This window comes from Actinomycetospora soli, from assembly GCF_021026295.1.
In the GTDB taxonomy this organism is placed as follows: Bacteria; Actinomycetota; Actinomycetes; order Mycobacteriales; family Pseudonocardiaceae; genus Actinomycetospora; species Actinomycetospora soli.
This window is the reverse complement of the sequence record NZ_JAJNDA010000013.1, coordinates 36,914-53,717: the sequence shown is the minus strand read 5'-3', so window position 1 is coordinate 53,717 and position 16,804 is coordinate 36,914. Positions and strand designations below refer to the sequence as shown.

Below are 16,804 nucleotides of genomic sequence, written 5' to 3'. Positions count from 1 at the left end.
GGTCCGCAGCGGGTATCCGCGGGTATGGCACCTCGGGCCGCGCGTGACGCCGGCGTCCTGTTCCGCCGCATCGCGGTGACGATCGTGGGCGTCGCGCTCGTCGTCGTCGGCGTCGTCCTGCTCGTCCTGCCCGGGCCCGGCCTGCTGCTGGTCCTCGCCGGGCTGATCGTGCTCGCCAACGAGTACCCGTGGGCGCAGCGCTACGTCGGGCCGGTCCGGCGGCAGGCGATCGTCGCGGCGCAGTTCAGCGTGGCGTCGCGGCTGCGGATCGCGTGGACCGCCGCCGTCGGCCTCGCGCTGGTGATCGGCGGGATCGTGTGGATCGCGGTGCCCTCCCTGCCCTTCGGTGGGGTCGGCACCGGCTCCAGCCTGATCCTCTCCGGCGTCATCCTGCTCGGGCTGCTCGGCTACAGCGTCCACCGCTGGGGCGGCGGACGTGGCGCCCCCGCCCGGGAGCCCGCCCGACGGCGGGTGGTGTGAGTCCGGCTCAGTTCAACCGGGACGTCCAGTCCCGCGGGACGCGGTCGGCCGGACCCGGCACCGTCTGCTCCGCCGGGTGGTGCCGGGGGGCGGCGAGGTCGGGCCCCTCGCCGGCGGCGCCGGTGCGGTCGTCGTAGAACCAGTACTCACCGGGCTCGTAGCTGGTGAGGATCGGGTGGCCGGCCTCCCGGGCGTGCCGGGTGGCGTGCTGCGACGGCGAGGAGTCGCAGCAGCCGACGTGCCCGCACGCGGCGCAGCGGCGCAGGTGGAACCACCACCCGCCGGCCTGGTCGCACTCGAGGCAGCCGGGTCCCGACGGTGCCGCGGCGGGGTCGATCTCGGGGGTCTCGTCCACGGGGGTCATCCTGCGCGACGCATGGCCGCGGGCGCATCGGTCGTCCGACCGCTCGATTCCGGCTCATCGGGCGCTCCCCCAGTCCGAGGCGACCGCCATGTCGTGCTCGGCGCGCAGCACCCGCTCGTGATCGGCGCGACGCGCGGCGGCCAGCACCGGGTCGGTCACCCCGCCCCGGCAGCTGAACCCGTCGACCGACCAGCCCGCCGCGATCGCCCCGGCGCGGTAGGCGCTCTCGTAGAACTCGAGCACGGTGGCGCGCGGGTCCGCCGTCGCCCGGACCGCGTCGTAGGTCAGGACCGCGAGGTGCGAGCCGTTCTGCTCCTGCCAGCGGGCGGCCCCCGGGTACAGCGGGGCGTCGGCCAGCCCCGCGGGCTCGGGGGCGGTGTAGGAGTAGAAGGCGGGCTCGGGCGTGGCCGGGTCGCCGAACCAGAAACCGAAGCTCACCACCTCCCGCGAGTACGCCTCCCGCGTCACGGGATCCGTCGCCGCGCCGTGCTCCACGACGCGGTCGGAGAACCGCGTGAGCGCGAGGTCGAAGGTGTGCCAGAAGTGGTGGACCGGGCTGGTCTTGCCGCTGTAGCGCCCGGCGAACTCCTCGAGCAGCAGGTTGACCTGCCCGAGGACGCGCCAGTACCGCGTCACCGCGGCCGGGTCGTAGGTCGCGTGCTCGGTGTCCTCCGCGAAGGGGCGGTCGCGGTCGGGCAGGTCGAACGGCCGCGGGTCGGCGATGGTGACGTCGAGGCCGAGCGCTGCGAGGCCGGCGGCCAGGTCCGCGTGGAACGCCGCGACGGAGCGGTCGGTGAGCGGGAACGACCACCGGCCGCCGTCGGCCGTCGTCAGGTCGAGCCGGTGGTCGAGCAGATCGAGGTCGATGCAGAACGACCGCACGCCGTCGACGCTCATCGGCCGCGTCGTGAGGCCCCGGCCGGTCAGGTGCAGCGGCACGTTCCACCAGTGGTTGCGCCGCGGACTGGCCGCGAGCCGGACCTTGCCGACGACCTGCAGGAACCGGTGCAGGGTGTCCCGGGTCGGGCGCCAGTCCGCGTAGGGCAGGGCGGGGAAGAGGTCGGTCATGCGGGCCTCCCGGGCGTCGCGGCGTCGTCCGGCGTCGGGGCCGGGGCCGCGTGGGGGTGGTTGACGAAGAGGACGGCGACGACGTTGGCCGCGAGGTCGACCACGATGCTGTCCGTCGCCACCATGATGGCCAGCGTCACGACCCCGAGTGCCAGTTCGTGGGGCGGCCGGTCGGGCAGGCCGGCGACGTTGCGCAGGGCCCGGACGAGGACGGGATGCTGCGCGACGGGCTCGGTGTCCGCGACCTCCTCCAGCCGCCGGCCGACGACGCGGGCGCCGTCGCGCAGCCGGACGAGACCCGCCGTGGCCAGGGTCCCGAGGGGTTCCAGGACGGTGGAGGTCGCCGCGGTCGTCATGTCGGCAGCGTCGCGGCCGGACCTCGCCCGACGCATCGGTCAAGCGACCGATGCCGCGCCGGCCCGGGGCGGACGACCCTCACGGGGAGTCGTCCCCGGGAGGTCCGTCCGTGTCCCGTCCTGATCGATCCGCCTCACCGTGGGCGCCCCTGGCCCACCCGGTGTTCCGCTGGATCTGGACGGCGTCGCTGGTCAGCAACGTGGGCACGTGGATGCAGACCGTGGGCGCCCAGTGGCTGCTCGTCGACGCCCACGCCTCGTCGGCGCTCGTCGCCCTGGTGCAGACGGCGTCGTCGCTGCCGGTCCTGTTGCTGACCCTGCCCGCCGGGGTGGTGGCGGAGTTCGTCGACCGACGGCGGGTCCTGCTCGCCGCCCAGGCCTTCCAGCTCGTCGTCGGGCTGCTGCTCGCGGTGCTCACCGGGATCGGGACGACGGGGCCGGCGCTGCTGCTCGTCCTCACGTTCCTGCTGGGGTGCGGCGCCGCGGTGCAGATGCCCGCGTACCAGGCCTTCGTGCCCGACCTCGTCCCGCGCCGCGACCTCGGCGGCGCCGCCGCGCTCGGGTCGATCGCGGTCAACCTGGCCCGGGCCGCCGGGCCCGCCATCGCGGGCGCGCTCATCCCGGCCCTCGGGGTCGCCGGGGTCTTCGGGATCAACGCCGCGACGTTCGCGGTGTTCGCCGTGGCGCTGCTGCGGGTCCCGTCCCCGCCGCGGACCCCCGGGGCGCGGCAGTCCTTCCTCGCCGGGCTCGAGGCCGGTGGGCGCTACGTCCGCCACGCCCCCGCCGTGCGCCGGATGATGGTGCGGCTGGTGGTCTTCGCGTTCCCGGCCGGGGTGCTGTGGGCGCTGCTCGCTCCGGTGGCCCACGACCGGCTCGGCCTCGGCGCCTCCGGCTACGGGCTGCTGCTCGGCGCGGCCGGGATCGGGTCCGTCGCCGGCGCCCTCGTGCTGCCACGCCTGCGCGACCGCGTCCCGTTCACCGTCCTCGTCGCGGCCGCCGGCCTGGTCACCGGGGTCGCCACGGTCGTCGTCGGGCTGGTCCGCTCCCCCGTCGTGGTGGTCCTCGTCCTGCTGCCCGCGGGGGCCGGGTGGATCACCGTGGTGGCCGGGATGAACGCGCTGATGCAGACCTTCCTCCCGCGGTGGGTCCGTGCCCGGGCCCTCTCGATCTACCAGCTCGTGGTGTTCACGACCTCGGCCGTCGCCTCCGCGGTGTGGGGCGTCGTCGCCGACCTCGTGGGCACCGGCACGACGTTCGTCGTCGCCGGGGTCGCCCTGCTCCTCGGCGCCGCCACCGTCCCCCGGTGGCCGCTGCTCGCCTCCGACATCGGATCCCGCGCCGGCGTCGGGGACTGGACCCCGCCCGAGGTGACGCTCACGCCCGACGTCGGGGACGCCCCGGTGCGGGTGACCGTGGTGTACCGCGTGCCCGCGGATCACCACGACGGGTTCCTCGCCGCGGCGCCGCGGCTGCGCGACTCCCGCCGACGGACCGGGGCACCGGCTGGGACCTCTCCCGCGACGGCGCCGACCCCGACGTGTTCGTCGAGGAGTACACCCTGCCGTCCTGGGCCGACCTCGCCGACCAGAACACCGAGCGGCCCACCGACTTCGACCGCCGCGTCCTCGACGAGGTGCGGGCGTGGGCCGCGGCGGTCGAGCCGCCCTCGGCACGGTTCGTGGTCGTGCGCTGATCCCGGGGGCCGGAACGGTCGAACGACCGATACCGACCACGGCGTCGCGCGCCGCACGCTGGTCGCACTCCGTCACCTCGTCCCGGAAGGCGCCACCGTGACCGATCAGCCGCCCGTCCTCGAACCTGCCGCCCAGGAGTTCGCGGACGCCACCGCGAAGCCCCCGTTCCTCTACGACCTCGGCCCGGTCGAGGGCCGCCGCACCGTCGACGAGGTCCAGAAGGGCGACGGCGTCGCCCGGCCCGACGCCGACGTCACCGACCTGACGATCCCCGGCGGCCCGTCCGGCGAGGTCTCGATCCGCATCGTGAAGCCGGCCGGGGCCACCGGCACCCTGCCCGCCCTGCTGTACACGCACGGCGCCGGGTGGGTGTTCGGCAACGCCCACACCCACGACCGGCTCGTCCGCGAGCTCGCGGTGCGGGCGCAGGCCGCGGTCGTGTTCCCGAACTACAGCCTCTCGCCGGAGGCGCGCTACCCCACCGCGATCGAGGAGATCTACGCGGCGCTGCGCTGGACCGCCGAGCACGGCGACGAGCAGGGCATCGACGGCGGCCGCCTCGCCGTCGCCGGCGACTCCGTCGGCGGGAACATGACCGCGGCGATCACCCTGATGGCCAAGCAGCGGGGCGGCCCCCGCATCGCCGCGCAGCTGCTCTTCTACCCGGTGACCGACGCGAGCTTCGACACCGCGTCCTACGAGCAGTTCGCGAGCGGCTACTTCCTCTCCCGCGAGGGCATGCACTGGTTCTGGGACCAGTACACGACCGACCCCGCCGAGCGGGCGCAGATCACCGCGTCGCCGCTGCGCGCCACCCTCGACGACCTCGCCGACCTGCCCCCGGCGCTGGTGATCGTGGGCGAGGCCGACGTGCTGCGCGACGAGGGCGAGGCCTACGCGGCGAAGCTCCGCGCGGCCGGCGTCCCGACGACCGCCGTGCGCTACGCCGGGATCATCCACGACTTCGTCATGCTCGACGCCCTGCGCGACACCCACGCGGCCCGCGCCGCGACGCGCCAGGGCGGCGAGTTCCTGTTCGACGCGCTGCACGAGGGGAACTGACATGGCCGGCTCGCCCACCGTCGTGCTCGTGCACGGCGCCTTCGCGGACGCGTCCAGCTTCCGCGCCCTCGTCCCCGAACTGCTCGACGACGGCATCCCGGTCGTGGCCCCCGCCGTCCCGAACCGCTCGTTGAACGGCGACGCGGCGTACATCGCCTCCGTGGTCCGCCAGATCGAGGGCGACGTCGTGCTCGTCGGGCACTCCTACGGCGGCGCCGTGATCACCGTCGCCGGCGTCGAGGAGAACGTCCGCGCCCTGGTCTACCTCGCGGGCTACGCCCTCGAGCAGGGCGAGAGCCTCGGGGAGCTGCAGGGCGGCTTCCCCGACTCGCTGCTCGCCTCCGCGCTGGTGCAGACGACCTACCCGCAGCCGGACGGCTCCACCGGCACCGACGTGTCGGTGGTGCCCGAGCGGGTGCACGAGGTCTTCGCGCAGGACGTCGACCCGGAGGTCACCCGCGTGCTCGCGGTGTCCCAGCGGCCCCTGGCGGCCGCCGCCTTCGGCGAGCCCGCCGGTGCTGCGGCGTGGCACTCGACGCCGTCCTGGGGCGTGGTGTCCTCCTCCGACCACACCATCAACCCCGACGTCGAGCGCTTCGGCTACCAGCGCGCGGGCGCGACCGTCGTCGAGATCGACGCCTCGCACCTGGTGATGCTCTCGCACCCGAAGGAGACCGCGGACGTCATCCGGGACGCGATCCGCGCGACGGCCCGCTGAGTCCCGTGCCCCGTGGCGCCGCGCCGCGGGGCACGGTCAGGCCCGGAGGGCGTCGGCCAGGAAGTCGACGCCCTGCCGGATCGCGAGCCCTGCCGCCGGTACGCCCTCGAGCGGGCGCAACGTCACGAAGTCGTGCACGACGCCCAGGTAGCGGGTGCAGGTGACGGGCACGCCCGCCTCCGCGAGGGCCCGCGCGTAGGCCTCGCCCTCGTCGCGCACGACGTCGACCTCCGCGGTGACGACGAGCGTCGGCGGGAGACCGACGAGGTCGGCACGCCCGGCGCGGGCGGGGCCGAACGCCGGGTCCTCCCGGTCCCCGGGGCGCTCGGCGTACTGCTGCCAGTACCACCGCGCGGCACGGGAGGGCAGGAGCGAGACCTCGCCGAACTGCCGGTGCGAGGCGGTGTCGCAGCGCGGCTCGAGCCACGGGTAGTAGAGCAGCTGGGCGGCCAGCCGCGGTCCGCCGCGGCGGCCGGCGAGCAGGGCGACGACGGCGGCCAGGGTGGCGCCGGTGCAGTCCCCCGCCACGGCCACCCGCTGCGGGTCGAGGGCGAGGTCCGCGGCGTGCTCGACCACCCACAGCAGCGTCGCGTAGACCTCCTCCACGGCCACCGGGTACCGCGCCTCCGGGACGCGCGTGAACTCGGGGACCACCACGGCGGCACCGACACCGACCGCCAGCGCCCGGATCAGGCGCCCGTGGGTGTCCGCGTCGCCGGTGACCCACCGTCCGCCGTGCACGTGGAGGACCACCGGGGCGCATCCGTCGAGTCCTTCCGGGCGCACCACGAGGAACCCGACCAGGCCGTCCGGGCCCACGGGGGCGGAGTGCAGGTCCACCACCACCCCGTCGCCGGCGACGAGGTCGTCCTGCAGCTCGCGCAGCGCCTCGCGGCCGTCCTGGGCCCCGAGCTCGTGCAGCCGGGGCGGGCCCTGCAGCGCCCGCACCAGGCGTGCGGTCCAGCGTGGCGAGGGGGTCGCGATCCCCCGCGGGCGCTCCCGGCGTACTCACCCGATCACGCTATCCGCCGGGCACCACCCCGCGTCAGGGGTCCGGGCCGGAACCGGTCGTCCGACCGATGCCGGGCTCACGGGGCGCGCAGGAGCGCGGCGAGCTGGTGGCGACCGCTGATGCCGAGCTTCGGGTAGGCGTGGTGCAGGTGCGAGCCGACCGTCCGCGGGGACAGGAAGAGCCGCTGCCCGATCTCGCGGTTGCGCCGCCCCTCGGCCGCGAGCCGGACCACCTCCCGCTGCTGGGGTGTGAGGTCCGCGAGGGGATCCCGTGCGGGCGTGGCGTCCCGGTGGCCGGCGCTGCCGGCGGCCCGCAGCTCGGCGCGGACCCGTTCCGCGAGCGCGGTGGCGCCGAGGGTCTCGAAGGCGTCCAGCGCCGCCGCGAGCATCTCGCGGGCCTCGAGGCCGCGGCGGCGTCGCCGCAGCCACTCGCCGTGGTGCAACCGCGTCATCGCCCGCTCGACGGGCCAGTCGTCCCCCGTCGGGTCGGCGAGTGCGAGCCGGAAGTGGTGCTCGCTCTCGTGCTCGGGCCCCAGCAGGGCGTCGGCGTGGTGGAGCAGCATCCGTATCCGGGCCGAGCTGCGCGTCGCCGTGGCGGCCCGGACCCGCTCGACCACCCGCACGGCGTCGCTCCGGTCCGCGGGATCGGTCGAGGCCGCAGCCGCGGCGGCGAGCAGGGCGACCATCCGCGCGGAGAGCACCGGGTGGCGCGGGTCGCCGGTCACGGTGAAGGCGCCCCGGAGCACGCGCAGGGCGCGGCCCGGGTCTCCCGCCACGATCGCCGCGACCGCGTCGGCGACCCGCAGGCGGAGGTCGAGGATCAGGTTGTCCGCCAGGTCCACCCGGGTGCGGGCGGCGGCGAGCACCTCCTGGGCGCCCGCGTCGTCGCCCCGCAGCGCCAGCAGGAGGGCGCGCGGTGACGCCAGCTCGACGGCGACCCGGTGCAGGCCCCGCTCGTCCGCGAGCGGGACCCAGCGGACGAGGACCGCGTCGGCCTCGACCCAGCGCCCGTGGTCGACCAGCAGGTTCGCCAGCACCGCCGCGCCGAAGGCGGCCGGTCCCTCGTGGTGCATGCGGGCGTGGGCGCGGGTGAGCAGGTCGACGGCACGGCGCACGTCGTCGGCGCGGTCGGCGAGCAGGCCGAGGTTCTGCAGGTCGTCCGCCGTGGCGGCGGCGCCGGCCCGACCCGCGTCGAGCGCCTCGCGCAGGGCGGCGGCCGCACGGGTGCGGTCGGTCCCGAGCGACGCCCGCGCCCACATGAGGTCGGCCGGCGCGTCGGCGTTCTCGCGGACGCGGCGCACCGCGCCGGGCAGCGCCGGGTGGCCCGTCAGGGCGGCGACCGCCTCGTGGTGCTCGGGCAGCCCCGAGAAGTCCGCCGCGACGATGTGGAACGCGACCAGCAGTGCGGTGCCGGCGTCGTCGACCTCCCCGAGGAGCGGCGCCACCTCCTGCAGGCCCCGCACGGCGTCGCGCTGCCGTCCCTGCAGCATGAGGGCGGCGGCGTGCAGCAGGGTCGCCCAGGTCCGGGTCGTCGGGTCGTCGGTGAGTTCGGTGAGCCGGCGGTGCTGCTCGGCGACCCCGTGCACGTCCCCGCCGGCGTAGGCGGCCTGCAGGGCCCGGTGGCGTCGCGGCACCGCGCGGGTCGCGTCCGGCGAGCACTCGGCCGCCCGTTCCCAGGCGCGGACGGCGGCGTCGAAGTCCCCCGCGGCCTCGGCGCGCTCCGCGACGCCCACGAGCGCGGCCGCGACCGCCTCGTCGGTCCCCGTCACCGCGTGCGCCCGCTGCCACGTCGCACGGTCGGCGTCGGTACCGGCCGCGGCCAGGGCGAGGTGGGCGCGGCGGCGCGCCTCCGCGGTCGCGGACGCGTAGACCGCGGCCCGGTCCAACGGGTGCCGGAAGCGCACGTCGTCGGCGACCGTGACGAGGCCGGCGTGCTCGGCCGCGGCCCAGTCCGCCAGGCCGGACGACGCGCCCGCCGCGCGGGCGATCACCGTGGTCGGCTCGCCGTCCGCGGCCGCGGCGTGCAGCAGCAGGCGCGCGGTCGGCGCGTCCAGCGCCCGCAGCGGCGCCACGAAGCCCTCCTCGGCGGCCGCGGAGAGCCTCAACGGCCGCGCCGAACCCGCCGTCGCGAACTCCCGCAGGGCGAGGGGGTTGCCCGCCGCGGCGGCGAGGACGTCGCGGTGGACCCGCGGCCCCAGCCGGGGGGCGAGGGCGGTGAGCAGCGCGTCCGCCGCCGGCGACCCGAGGGGCGGGACCACCCGGGTGGGCAGCGCCGCGTCCGCGGGCAGCGGTCGGTCCGCGCCGCGGCCGGCGAACACGAGGGCGACCCGGTCCCGGCGACGCAGCCGGCGCGCGGCGAACAGGAGCGCGCGCAGCGAGGCGAGGTCGAGCCGGTCGGTGTCGTCGACCAGGACGAGCACCGGGCGGTGGCGCGCCGCCCGGAGCAGGAACCGCAGGACCCCGAAGGACACCGCGGCGGAGGGCACGGCGGTCGTCAGGGGGTCGAAGACCGCGGCGAACGCCGCCTGCTCGGCACCCGGGGCCGGGGCGGCGACGCCGCCCTGAACGGCGCCGTCGTCACCGTCGGCGCCGTCGTCGAACGCTCCGAGCACCTGCGACAACGCCGCCCAGCGGATGTCCGCCTCGCCGTGGCAGCCGTCGGCCCGCACCACCCGGAGTCCCGCGGACGCCGCCCGCGCGGCCGCGCCGTCGAGCAGCGCCGTCCTGCCGATCCCCACCTCGCCGACGAGCACCAGTGCGCTTCCCGTGGAGGCCCGGGGGCCGCCGCCGTCGGCCACGTCGTCGATCAGTCGGGCGAGCAGCTGCAGCTCCGGCTCGCGGCCCACCAGGGGCACCTCGCTCACCGCCCGCCCTCTCGCGCGGGCACGGCGGCGGGGGGCGCGGTGCTGGCGCGGAGCACGACCTCCGCCGGGAACCGCACGACGGGCGCGTCGGCGCTCCCGTGATCGACCGCGAGCTCCATGGCGCTGCGCCCCATCGCCTCCAGGTCGAGCCGGACGGTGGAGACCGCCGGGACGAGGCGGCGCATCATCGGGACGTCGTTGTAGCCGACCACCGAGAGGTCGTCGGGCACCGCGACCCCGGCCGCGGCCAGGACGTCGAGCGCCCCGAGCGCCATGACGTCGCTGACGCAGAACAGCGCGGTGGCCCGGGAGCCCCGGTCGAGCAGCTCACGGGCGGCGGCCCGACCGCCGTCCTCGCTGAACGGGTGGTCCAGGAGCTCGACGTCGCACAGGGGGACACCGCAGGCCGCGAGGGCGTCGAGGAAGCCCTCGATGCGATGGCGCACGGTCGTCAGGCAGGGCGGACCGCCCGCGACGGCGAACCGGCGGTGCCCCATCGCGACCAGCGCACGGCCGAGGCCCGCCGCGCCCTCCCGGTTGCCCGGCAGCACCGTGGGCACGGGGAGGTCGTGCTCGCTCACGACGGCGCAGCCACCGCCCGTGCGGCGCTGGTGGTCCAGCTCCTCCCGCATCGCGGCCCGGTAGTCCGCGTCCTCGAAGCCGCTCCCGGCCAGGACGATCGCGTCGGCCCGCTGCGCCCGGAACGTCCGGACGAACTCGAGCTCGCGCTCCATCGAGCGGAACGTGGTGCCCACGGTGACGAGCGCGCCGCGTTCGGCGGCCACCGCGATCACCCCGCGGGCGATCGCGGCGAAGTAGGGGTCGGTGATGTCGTGCACGACCAGGCCGACGGTGGCGGTGCTGCCGCCCGCCAGGGCCTGCGCGTGGGCGTTGGGCACGTAGTGCAGGCGCCGGGCGACCTCGACGATCCGCTCGCGGAGGTCCTGACCGACCACCCGCCCGCCGCCGCCGTGCAGGGCGCGGGACGCGGTGGCGGGCGAGACGCCGGACTCCCGGGCGACGTCGGCCAGCGTCACCTGCCCACCCGGCCGGATCCGCACGACGGCACCTCCCCCCTGAGGACTCTAGGGCGTCGGGTCGCCGGGTGGAAAGCGCTTTCCCCCTGGTGCCCGGTCGTTGCGCGCCATTCGTCGGCTCCCGATCGAACCGGGACACAACGGATCGGGGGCTATCGTCCCCGCCATGGCGGACGGACCGTGGCCGGACGAGCTCGACCTCAGTCGTCCGAACGGCGCGCGGGTCTACGACTACCTGCTCGGGGGCGCGCACAACTTCCAGGTCGACCGCGACCACGCGCAGCGTCTGCTCGCCGCGAACCCCGAGCAGCAGTACGGGGCGCAGGCGAACCGGGCGTTCCTGCGACGGGTGGTCGAGTGGTGCCTGGACCGCGGGGTCCGCCAGTTCCTCGACCTCGGCTCCGGGGTGCCCACGGTCGGCAACGTGCACGAGATCGCCCACGCCCACGACCCCGCCGTCCGGGTCGCCTACGTCGACTGCGACCCGATCGCGGTCGCACACAGCACCGAGGTGGTCGACGGTCTCGACACCGTCTCCGTCACGCGCGCGGACCTGACCCGACCGCTCGAGGTGCTCGCGGCCGAGGGGGTCGCCGGGCTCCTCGACCTCGACGAGCCCGTGGCCCTGCTCGCGATCGCGTGCCTGCACTTCATCGGCGGCGACGCCGAGCGGTTCATGGCCGTGTTCCGGGAGCGGCTCGCCCCCGGGAGCGTGCTGGCGATCAGCCACGGCAGCGACGACGTGGACGACCCCGACCACGCCGCCCGGATGCGGGCGGTCGTCGAGAGCTTCCGCGACACCGCCTCCCCGGTCACCCTGCGCTCCCGCGCCGAGCTCCGGGAGCTGCTCGGCGACCTCGCCCCCGTCGAGCCCGGGATCGTCGACGTCACCGACTGGCCGCGGGCCGGACTCGCCGCCCGCCCGGCCGCGACGTGGGCGGCGGTCGCGGTGAAGGAGTAGCGGTCGTCAGGCCTGCTGCTCGACGAGGTCGGCGACGGCCTGCGGGATCGTGGTCTCGAAGTCGTGCAGGACGACGTGCTCCGGCGTGATCGTCAGGACGGTCATCCGCCGGTACAGCGCCCGGACCCCGGCCTCCCACTGCGGCATCGCCTCGGCCGGAATGATCTTGCGGGACGCGGCGACGTACTCGTCCGGGACGCCGTCGACGGTCGCGAGCTCGACGCCGCCGCGGATCAGCAGGGAGCGCGGCGGCATGCCCGGCCGGTCGATCGCGAGGGCGACCCGCGGGTGGGCGCTGATCGCCGCGACCTTGGCGGAGTGCGGGACCGTGGCGACGACGATCGCCGTGCCGTTCCACCAGAAGGCGGTCGGCACCACGCGCGGGTCGCCGTCGCGACCCACGGAGGACAGGCGCGCCGGGATGTCGGAGAACAGCAGCTCCCTGCGCGAGGGGGTACGCGAGGGTGTCGGTGACGGTGCGGGCGTCCATGGCGGGCTCCTCCGGGTCGGGGACGACGTCCCGGGGACGGAGCCGGTCACGCGTTCTCGACATCGGGCCGCGCCGACGTCGTGAGCGCGTCGCCGCCCGGGTCGGGCGCGTCGCGCACGAGACCGTGATCATGGTCCGCGGTCGCGCCGACGACGTGGCCCTGCCACTGGACGCCGGCGACGACGCTCCGCTGCCACCGGATGAAGCCGAGCCGGGCCGCCCTACCTCTCGCGCACCGTGGCGAGCACGGCGGCGAGGGCCAGCAGGCCGACCACCGGCGCGAGGACCGTCCAGGGCGCCTGCTCCAGGTAGCCCTGCGACGCGGCGAGCATGGCGCCCCACTCCGGGGAGTCGGGCGGGGCGCCCAGCCCGAGGAAGGACAGCGCCGCGAGGGCGAGCGCGGCGTGCGGGACGCGGGCGAGCGCGTGCCGGGTCACCGGGCCGACGACGGCGGGCAGCACGTGCCGCCGCGCGATCCGCCCGCGCGAGGCGTCGACCAGCTCGGCGGCGCGCACGTAGCCCGACGCCCGGGCCTCCGCCGCGAGGGTCCGGGCGTGCACGGCGAGCGGCACCCACCCGACGAGCGCCACCGCGACCGCGGCGCCGAGCAGGCCCGGCCCGGCGACCGCGGCCACGATCAGCCCGACGAACACGGGCGGCAGGGCGTTCAGCACGTCGGCGGCACCGGGCCGGGCGGACCGGGCGCCGACCCCGACCGCCAGGCCGATCACCAGGCACAGCGCCGTGATCGCGACGGCACTGCCGACGGTCAGCAGGGCGCCGTGCGCGAAGCGGGCGTAGAGGTCCCGTCCGTTCGCGTCGGCGCCGAAGGGCAGCGACCACGACGGCGGGGCGAGCTTCACGGCCTCGGGTCCCGACGACGGGTCGCGGGGCAGGCCCACGAGCACGAGCGCGAGCAGCCCGAGGGCGAGCGCCACCGGGAGCCGCCGCGAGCGGGACGTCGCCGCGGGCTCGACGGTGCCGCCCGCGAGTTCCCGGCCGGCGAGGGCGGGGCCGAGGAGCGTCCGGTGCAGCAGCACCCCGAGCCCGCCGAGCAGCAGCCCGAGGACGACCAGGAGCGTGACGGCGGCCTGGACGACGGGGAGGTCCTGGGCGAGGACCGCGTCGCGGGCCGTCGAGCCGATGCCGGGGATCGCGAACAGCTGCTCGATCGCCACGGCGGCGCCGAGCAGGCCGACCACGAGCAGCGCGATCTGCGGGACGGCGACCGCGACGGCCCGGCGGGCGACCCCGAGGACCAGGCTCGACGTCGACAGCCCCCACGAGCGCCAGGAGCGGACCCACCCCTCGGCCAGCGTCGACTCCACCGACGCCGAGAGCAGCCGGGCGAGCAGGCCGCCCGCCGGGACGCCGAGCGCCAGGGCGGGCAGGACGAGGTACTGCGGCCCGGCGAAGCCGGAGGTCGGCAGCAGCCGCGCGCCGACGGCGAGGACCAGCACGAGCAGGCTGCCCAGCACGATCTCGGGCAGCGCGGCCAGCACCGCGGCGACGACGCCCGCCCCGCTGCCGCCCGGGCGGCCGCGCACCCCGGCGAGCAGGGTCGGGAGGAGCAGCAGGGCGGCGACCACCGCGGCCACCACCGCGGCACCCACCGAGAGCGTCAGCGAGATACCGAGGGCCCCGAGGACCTCCGGCGCGACCGGGGCCCGGCCGACCCAGGACGTCCCGAGGTCGCCGCGGACGAGCCCGCCCAACCACTGCGCGGCGCCCACCACCGGGTTCGACGGCAGGTCGAGCTCGCGACGCAGGGCGTCGAGGGTCTCCGGGTCGGCCCCGCGCTCGGCGTACCGGGTGCGCAGCACCGAGGCCGCCGGGTCGGTGTCCCACAGCCACGGCAGCGCGGCGACCAGCACCACGAGGCCGACGACGGTCGTCGCCGCGGCCGCGAGCGGCCGCAGGGTGCCGCCCGCGGTCGTCGGGACGGTGCGGATCACGAGCGGGCCGTGGCCGGGGTGATCAGCGCGACCTCCGTCGGGTCCTCCGCCACGCCCGTGACACCGCCGCCGACGCCGACGCGTGCCCGCTCGGTGACCTGCGGGACGACGGCGTCGGCGGAGAGCACGCGGGCCTCGGCCTGCAGCGCCGCCTGGCGGCGGGCGGCGACGTCGGTCGTGGCGCCGCCCTGCGCGAGGACCGCGTCGGTGGCGGGGTCGCAGGAGCGGGCCCAGTTGTAGCCGCCGGCGCAGCCGAAGTCGCTCGCGAGGTAGCTCACCGGGTCACCGGTGTCGAGCTGCTGCGAGCGGCTGACGATCACCGCGTCGTAGGCGCCGGTGCCGAGCTGCGCCTCGAACGCCGCGCTGTCGACGACCGTGACGTCGACGGTGAACCCGGCCCGACGCAGCGCGTCCGCGTCCGCCGTCGCGATCTCCGGGAGCTCGGCGCGGTTGGAGTAGGTCGCGAGTCGGATCCGGGCGCCGTTCGCCGGGGTGGCCGGGGTGTCGGTCCGCGGCGGGCGGGCCGCGGCCCAGGGGGTCGCGGGGCCGAAGAGGGCGGCGGCCGGGTCGGCGCGGCCGTCGTACACGGTGCCGGCGACGTCGAGGGGACGCAGCGCGTCCCGGACGGCGGCCCGCAGGCCCGGGTCCGCGAGCACCGGGGACCGCTGGTCGAGGTAGACGGCCACGCTGCGCGGCAGCGGGACGCCGACGACCTGCGCGGGCGCGGAGATCGACGCGGCCTGCGAGACCGGGATGGCGTCGGCGACGTCGAACTCGCCGGCCCGGATGCCGTTGGCGCGGGCGGCGCCGTCGGCGAGGAACCGGGCGTCGATCCCCGCGGCCCGTACCGGCCCGCCCCAGTAGGTCGGGTTCCGGTCGAGGGTCGCGCCCGTCGAGCCCTGCACGGCCGTGAGCACGAACGGGCCGGTGCCGGCGCGCACCGGACTCGGACGGGCCGGGTCCGTGTAGGCGCCCTCGCCCAGGATCGCGAGTTCCGGCGAGGCCAGCCGGTTCGGCAGCACCGGGTCGGCCACGGGGGTCGTCACGACGACGCCGTCCCCGTCCGGCACGACGGCGAGGGCCGTCCCCGCCTTCTTCAGCGAGGAGATCGCGCGCGGGACGGGGGTCGCGACGGCGGCCCGGTTCAGCGCGTTCGCGACGGCGGCCGGGGTCAGCGGGGTGCCGTCGTGGAAGGCGACGCCGGGCCGGACGGTGAACCGCCAGGTCGTCGGGGACGTCTGCGTCCAGGCGGTGGCGAGCCCGGGCCGGGGCTCGCCGTCGACGAGCGTGGTCAGCGCCTCGGTGACGCCGAGCCGGGTCGCGAGCACCGCCTCGTTGCCGTACGGCGTGAGGCCGGACGTCGGGGGGAAGGACAGCGCGACCCGGAGCCGGTCGGGGGCGGCCGCCGTGTCGCCGCCGCTGAAGCAGCCGGCGAGGACGAACAGCGCGGCCACGAGGGCGGGGACGAGGCGTCTCACGCGGGGTTCCTCTCGGGGAGGTCGGGACGGGAGCCCAGGGCCGGGACCCGGCGGGCGAGGACCGCGAGCGCGACGGCGCTCGCGGCGGGCAGGAGGGCGGTGACCGTCCAGGGCACCGCGGGCGGCACGGCCGGGTCGACGAGGGCGCCGAGGCCGATGCCGCCGAGCAGCACGACCACCCCGCCCGCCGTCGCGAGGACCCCGAAGTAGCTGCCCAGCCGCCGCTCCCCCGCGAGCCGCCCGACGGCGTCCTGGGCCAGCGGCACCACGGCCATCTCGCCGAGCGTGAGCAGGACGACGAACAGCACGGCCGGCGCGACGCGCCACGCGCCCGCCGGGACGGGGAGCAGCACCAGCGCCGCGGTCGAGGCGAAGGCCAGGGAGAGCACGAGGAACCCCGCGGGCAGGGCGCGACGCGGCCCGAGGCGCCGCGCGAAGGCGGCGAACGGGAGCTGCAGCAGGATCACCAGCAGCGCCGAGAGCAGGAACAGCAGGCCGAGGGCCCCCGGCGCGCCGACCCGCGTGAGCTCGATCGGCAGGAGCAGGTAGAGCTGGTTGTAGGACAGCAGCCAGGTCGAGTACGCGACGGCGAAGGCGAGGAAGGTGCGGTCCCGGGCGACCTCGCGCCACCCGGCGAGCACCGGGTCGGTCGCGTGGGCGCCCGGCTCGCGGGGCATGACCAGCACGAACACGACGAGGACGACGACGAACACCGCCGCCGCGGTGAGCGCGGTGACCGCGAAGTCCACCGCGAGCAGCAGCGCCCCCAGCACGGGCCCGACGACGACGCCGATCTGCCCGCACACCCCGAACATGGCGAAGACCTCGGCACGGGGCAGGGGCGAGCGGGCGGCCAGACGGGCGAGCTCGGACTCCACCGCGGGCGAGAACAGGGCCGCCGCGAATCCGACGGCGACCGTCCCGACGACGAGCAGCGGCAGGGCGTCGGCGAAGGCCAGGACCACGAAGCCGGTGATGCGCACGACGAACCCGGTGACCGCCACCGGCTTCGTCCCGAACCGGTCGGCCAGCGCCCCGCCGACCACGAACAGGCCCTGCTGGCTGAACGTCCGCAGGCCCAGCAGCAACCCGATCGCCGCGCCGGAGAGCCCCAGGTTCTGCCCGAGGTGCACCGCGAAGAACGGCAGCACCAGGTAGAAGCCGGTGTTGAAGGCGAGCTGCCCGAGCACGATCAGGCGCATCGGCGCGGGGAGCTCGCCGATCCGCGCGACGATCGACCAGCGGCGCAGGCCGCGCGCCATGGTC

General features: G+C 76.8%; 14 protein-coding genes and 1 pseudogene. 5 read left to right on the top strand and 10 right to left on the bottom strand.

Features of this window, described 5'->3' with window-relative positions:
• Window positions 1–24: 24 nt before the first annotated feature.
• Window positions 25–480 carry a PGPGW domain-containing protein gene (locus LN037_RS20705; RefSeq protein WP_230756194.1) on the top strand — a complete coding sequence of 152 codons (456 nt, stop codon included), beginning with the start codon at window positions 25–27 and terminating at the stop codon, window positions 478–480.
• Window positions 481–487: 7 nt separating this feature from the next.
• Here the strand turns inward: LN037_RS20705 and LN037_RS20700 are convergent, their stop codons facing one another.
• From LN037_RS20700 to LN037_RS20690, 3 genes are read right to left on the bottom strand one after another with little or no spacing between them, the layout of a single operon-like run.
• Window positions 488–844, bottom strand: coding sequence for a UBP-type zinc finger domain-containing protein (locus tag LN037_RS20700; RefSeq protein WP_230756192.1), 357 nt, complete (start codon window positions 842–844; stop codon window positions 488–490).
• 54 nt (window positions 845–898) lie between these two features.
• Entirely contained in the window at window positions 899–1,912 is a 1,014-nt protein-coding gene (locus tag LN037_RS20695; protein ID WP_230756190.1) for a DUF5996 family protein, read from the bottom strand.
• Window positions 1,909–2,268, bottom strand: coding sequence for a hypothetical protein (locus LN037_RS20690; protein ID WP_230756188.1), 360 nt, complete (start codon window positions 2,266–2,268; stop codon window positions 1,909–1,911). Before LN037_RS20690 ends, LN037_RS20695 begins: the two co-directional genes overlap by 4 nt.
• A gap of 50 nt (window positions 2,269–2,318) precedes the next feature.
• Between LN037_RS20690 and LN037_RS20685 the strand changes: the two are divergent.
• The 3 genes and pseudogenes from LN037_RS20685 to LN037_RS20675 all read left to right on the top strand — a co-directional run.
• Window positions 2,319–3,758 (top strand): annotated as a pseudogene (locus LN037_RS20685) (MFS transporter); the annotation flags it as partial.
• A gap of 300 nt (window positions 3,759–4,058) precedes the next feature.
• Entirely contained in the window at window positions 4,059–5,024 is a 966-nt protein-coding gene (locus tag LN037_RS20680) for an alpha/beta hydrolase (RefSeq protein ID WP_230756562.1), read from the top strand.
• 1 nt (window position 5,025) lies between these two features.
• On the top strand, window positions 5,026–5,742 hold the full coding sequence (locus LN037_RS20675; protein WP_230756186.1) for an alpha/beta fold hydrolase: 717 nt from the start codon (window positions 5,026–5,028) through the stop codon (window positions 5,740–5,742).
• A 36-nt stretch (window positions 5,743–5,778) separates the two neighbouring features.
• On the opposite strand, the gene LN037_RS20670 is transcribed toward LN037_RS20675, so the two are convergent.
• The 3 genes from LN037_RS20670 to LN037_RS20655 all read right to left on the bottom strand — a co-directional run bounded on the left by LN037_RS20670 (window position 5,779) and on the right by LN037_RS20655 (window position 10,678).
• Window positions 5,779–6,690 (bottom strand): alpha/beta hydrolase, encoded by a 912-nt coding sequence (locus LN037_RS20670; protein ID WP_308286171.1) that lies wholly within the window; start codon window positions 6,688–6,690, stop codon window positions 5,779–5,781.
• 140 nt (window positions 6,691–6,830) lie between these two features.
• Window positions 6,831–9,617: a LuxR family transcriptional regulator gene (locus LN037_RS20660; RefSeq protein WP_230756184.1), complete on the bottom strand. Its 2,787-nt coding sequence runs from the start codon at window positions 9,615–9,617 to the stop codon at window positions 6,831–6,833.
• Complete coding sequence (locus LN037_RS20655; protein WP_230756176.1) at window positions 9,614–10,678, bottom strand: LacI family DNA-binding transcriptional regulator; 1,065 nt, start codon at window positions 10,676–10,678, stop codon at window positions 9,614–9,616. Before LN037_RS20655 ends, LN037_RS20660 begins: the two co-directional genes overlap by 4 nt.
• Window positions 10,679–10,820: 142 nt before the next feature.
• Here LN037_RS20655 and LN037_RS20650 point away from each other — a divergent pair, with 142 nt between their 5' ends.
• The gene (locus LN037_RS20650) at window positions 10,821–11,615 is read left to right on the top strand and encodes an SAM-dependent methyltransferase (protein WP_230756174.1); all 795 of its coding nucleotides are present in this window, start codon (window positions 10,821–10,823) and stop codon (window positions 11,613–11,615) included.
• Between the two features lie 6 nt (window positions 11,616–11,621).
• On the opposite strand, the gene LN037_RS20645 is transcribed toward LN037_RS20650, so the two are convergent.
• The 4 genes from LN037_RS20645 to LN037_RS20630 form a co-directional block, all read right to left on the bottom strand.
• Complete coding sequence (locus LN037_RS20645; RefSeq protein WP_230756172.1) at window positions 11,622–12,017, bottom strand: pyridoxamine 5'-phosphate oxidase family protein; 396 nt, start codon at window positions 12,015–12,017, stop codon at window positions 11,622–11,624.
• A gap of 309 nt (window positions 12,018–12,326) precedes the next feature.
• Window positions 12,327–14,060 (bottom strand): ABC transporter permease subunit, encoded by a 1,734-nt coding sequence (locus tag LN037_RS20640; RefSeq protein WP_230756170.1) that lies wholly within the window; start codon window positions 14,058–14,060, stop codon window positions 12,327–12,329.
• Window positions 14,057–15,538 carry an ABC transporter substrate-binding protein gene (locus LN037_RS20635; protein ID WP_230756168.1) on the bottom strand — a complete coding sequence of 494 codons (1,482 nt, stop codon included), beginning with the start codon at window positions 15,536–15,538 and terminating at the stop codon, window positions 14,057–14,059. The genes LN037_RS20640 and LN037_RS20635 overlap by 4 nt, the downstream gene beginning before the upstream one ends.
• Window positions 15,535–16,800, bottom strand: a complete 1,266-nt coding sequence (locus LN037_RS20630) for an MFS transporter (protein ID WP_230756166.1) — start codon at window positions 16,798–16,800, stop codon at window positions 15,535–15,537. The genes LN037_RS20635 and LN037_RS20630 overlap by 4 nt, the downstream gene beginning before the upstream one ends.
• Between the last annotated feature and the right edge of the window lie 4 nt (window positions 16,801–16,804).

What these genes read in the sequence shown, in the direction of transcription:
- LN037_RS20705 (WP_230756194.1), top strand. Translation starts at nt 25, where the DNA reads ATGGCACCTCGGGCCGCGCGTGACGCCGGCGTCCTGTTCCGCCGCATC.
- LN037_RS20690 (WP_230756188.1), bottom strand. Translation starts at nt 2,268, where the DNA reads ATGACGACCGCGGCGACCTCCACCGTCCTGGAACCCCTCGGGACCCTG.
- LN037_RS20630 (WP_230756166.1), bottom strand. Translation starts at nt 16,800, where the DNA reads ATGGCGCGCGGCCTGCGCCGCTGGTCGATCGTCGCGCGGATCGGCGAG.
- LN037_RS20675 (WP_230756186.1), top strand. Translation starts at nt 5,026, where the DNA reads ATGGCCGGCTCGCCCACCGTCGTGCTCGTGCACGGCGCCTTCGCGGAC.
- LN037_RS20650 (WP_230756174.1), top strand. Translation starts at nt 10,821, where the DNA reads ATGGCGGACGGACCGTGGCCGGACGAGCTCGACCTCAGTCGTCCGAAC.
- LN037_RS20695 (WP_230756190.1), bottom strand. Translation starts at nt 1,912, where the DNA reads ATGACCGACCTCTTCCCCGCCCTGCCCTACGCGGACTGGCGCCCGACC.
- LN037_RS20700 (WP_230756192.1), bottom strand. Translation starts at nt 844, where the DNA reads ATGACCCCCGTGGACGAGACCCCCGAGATCGACCCCGCCGCGGCACCG.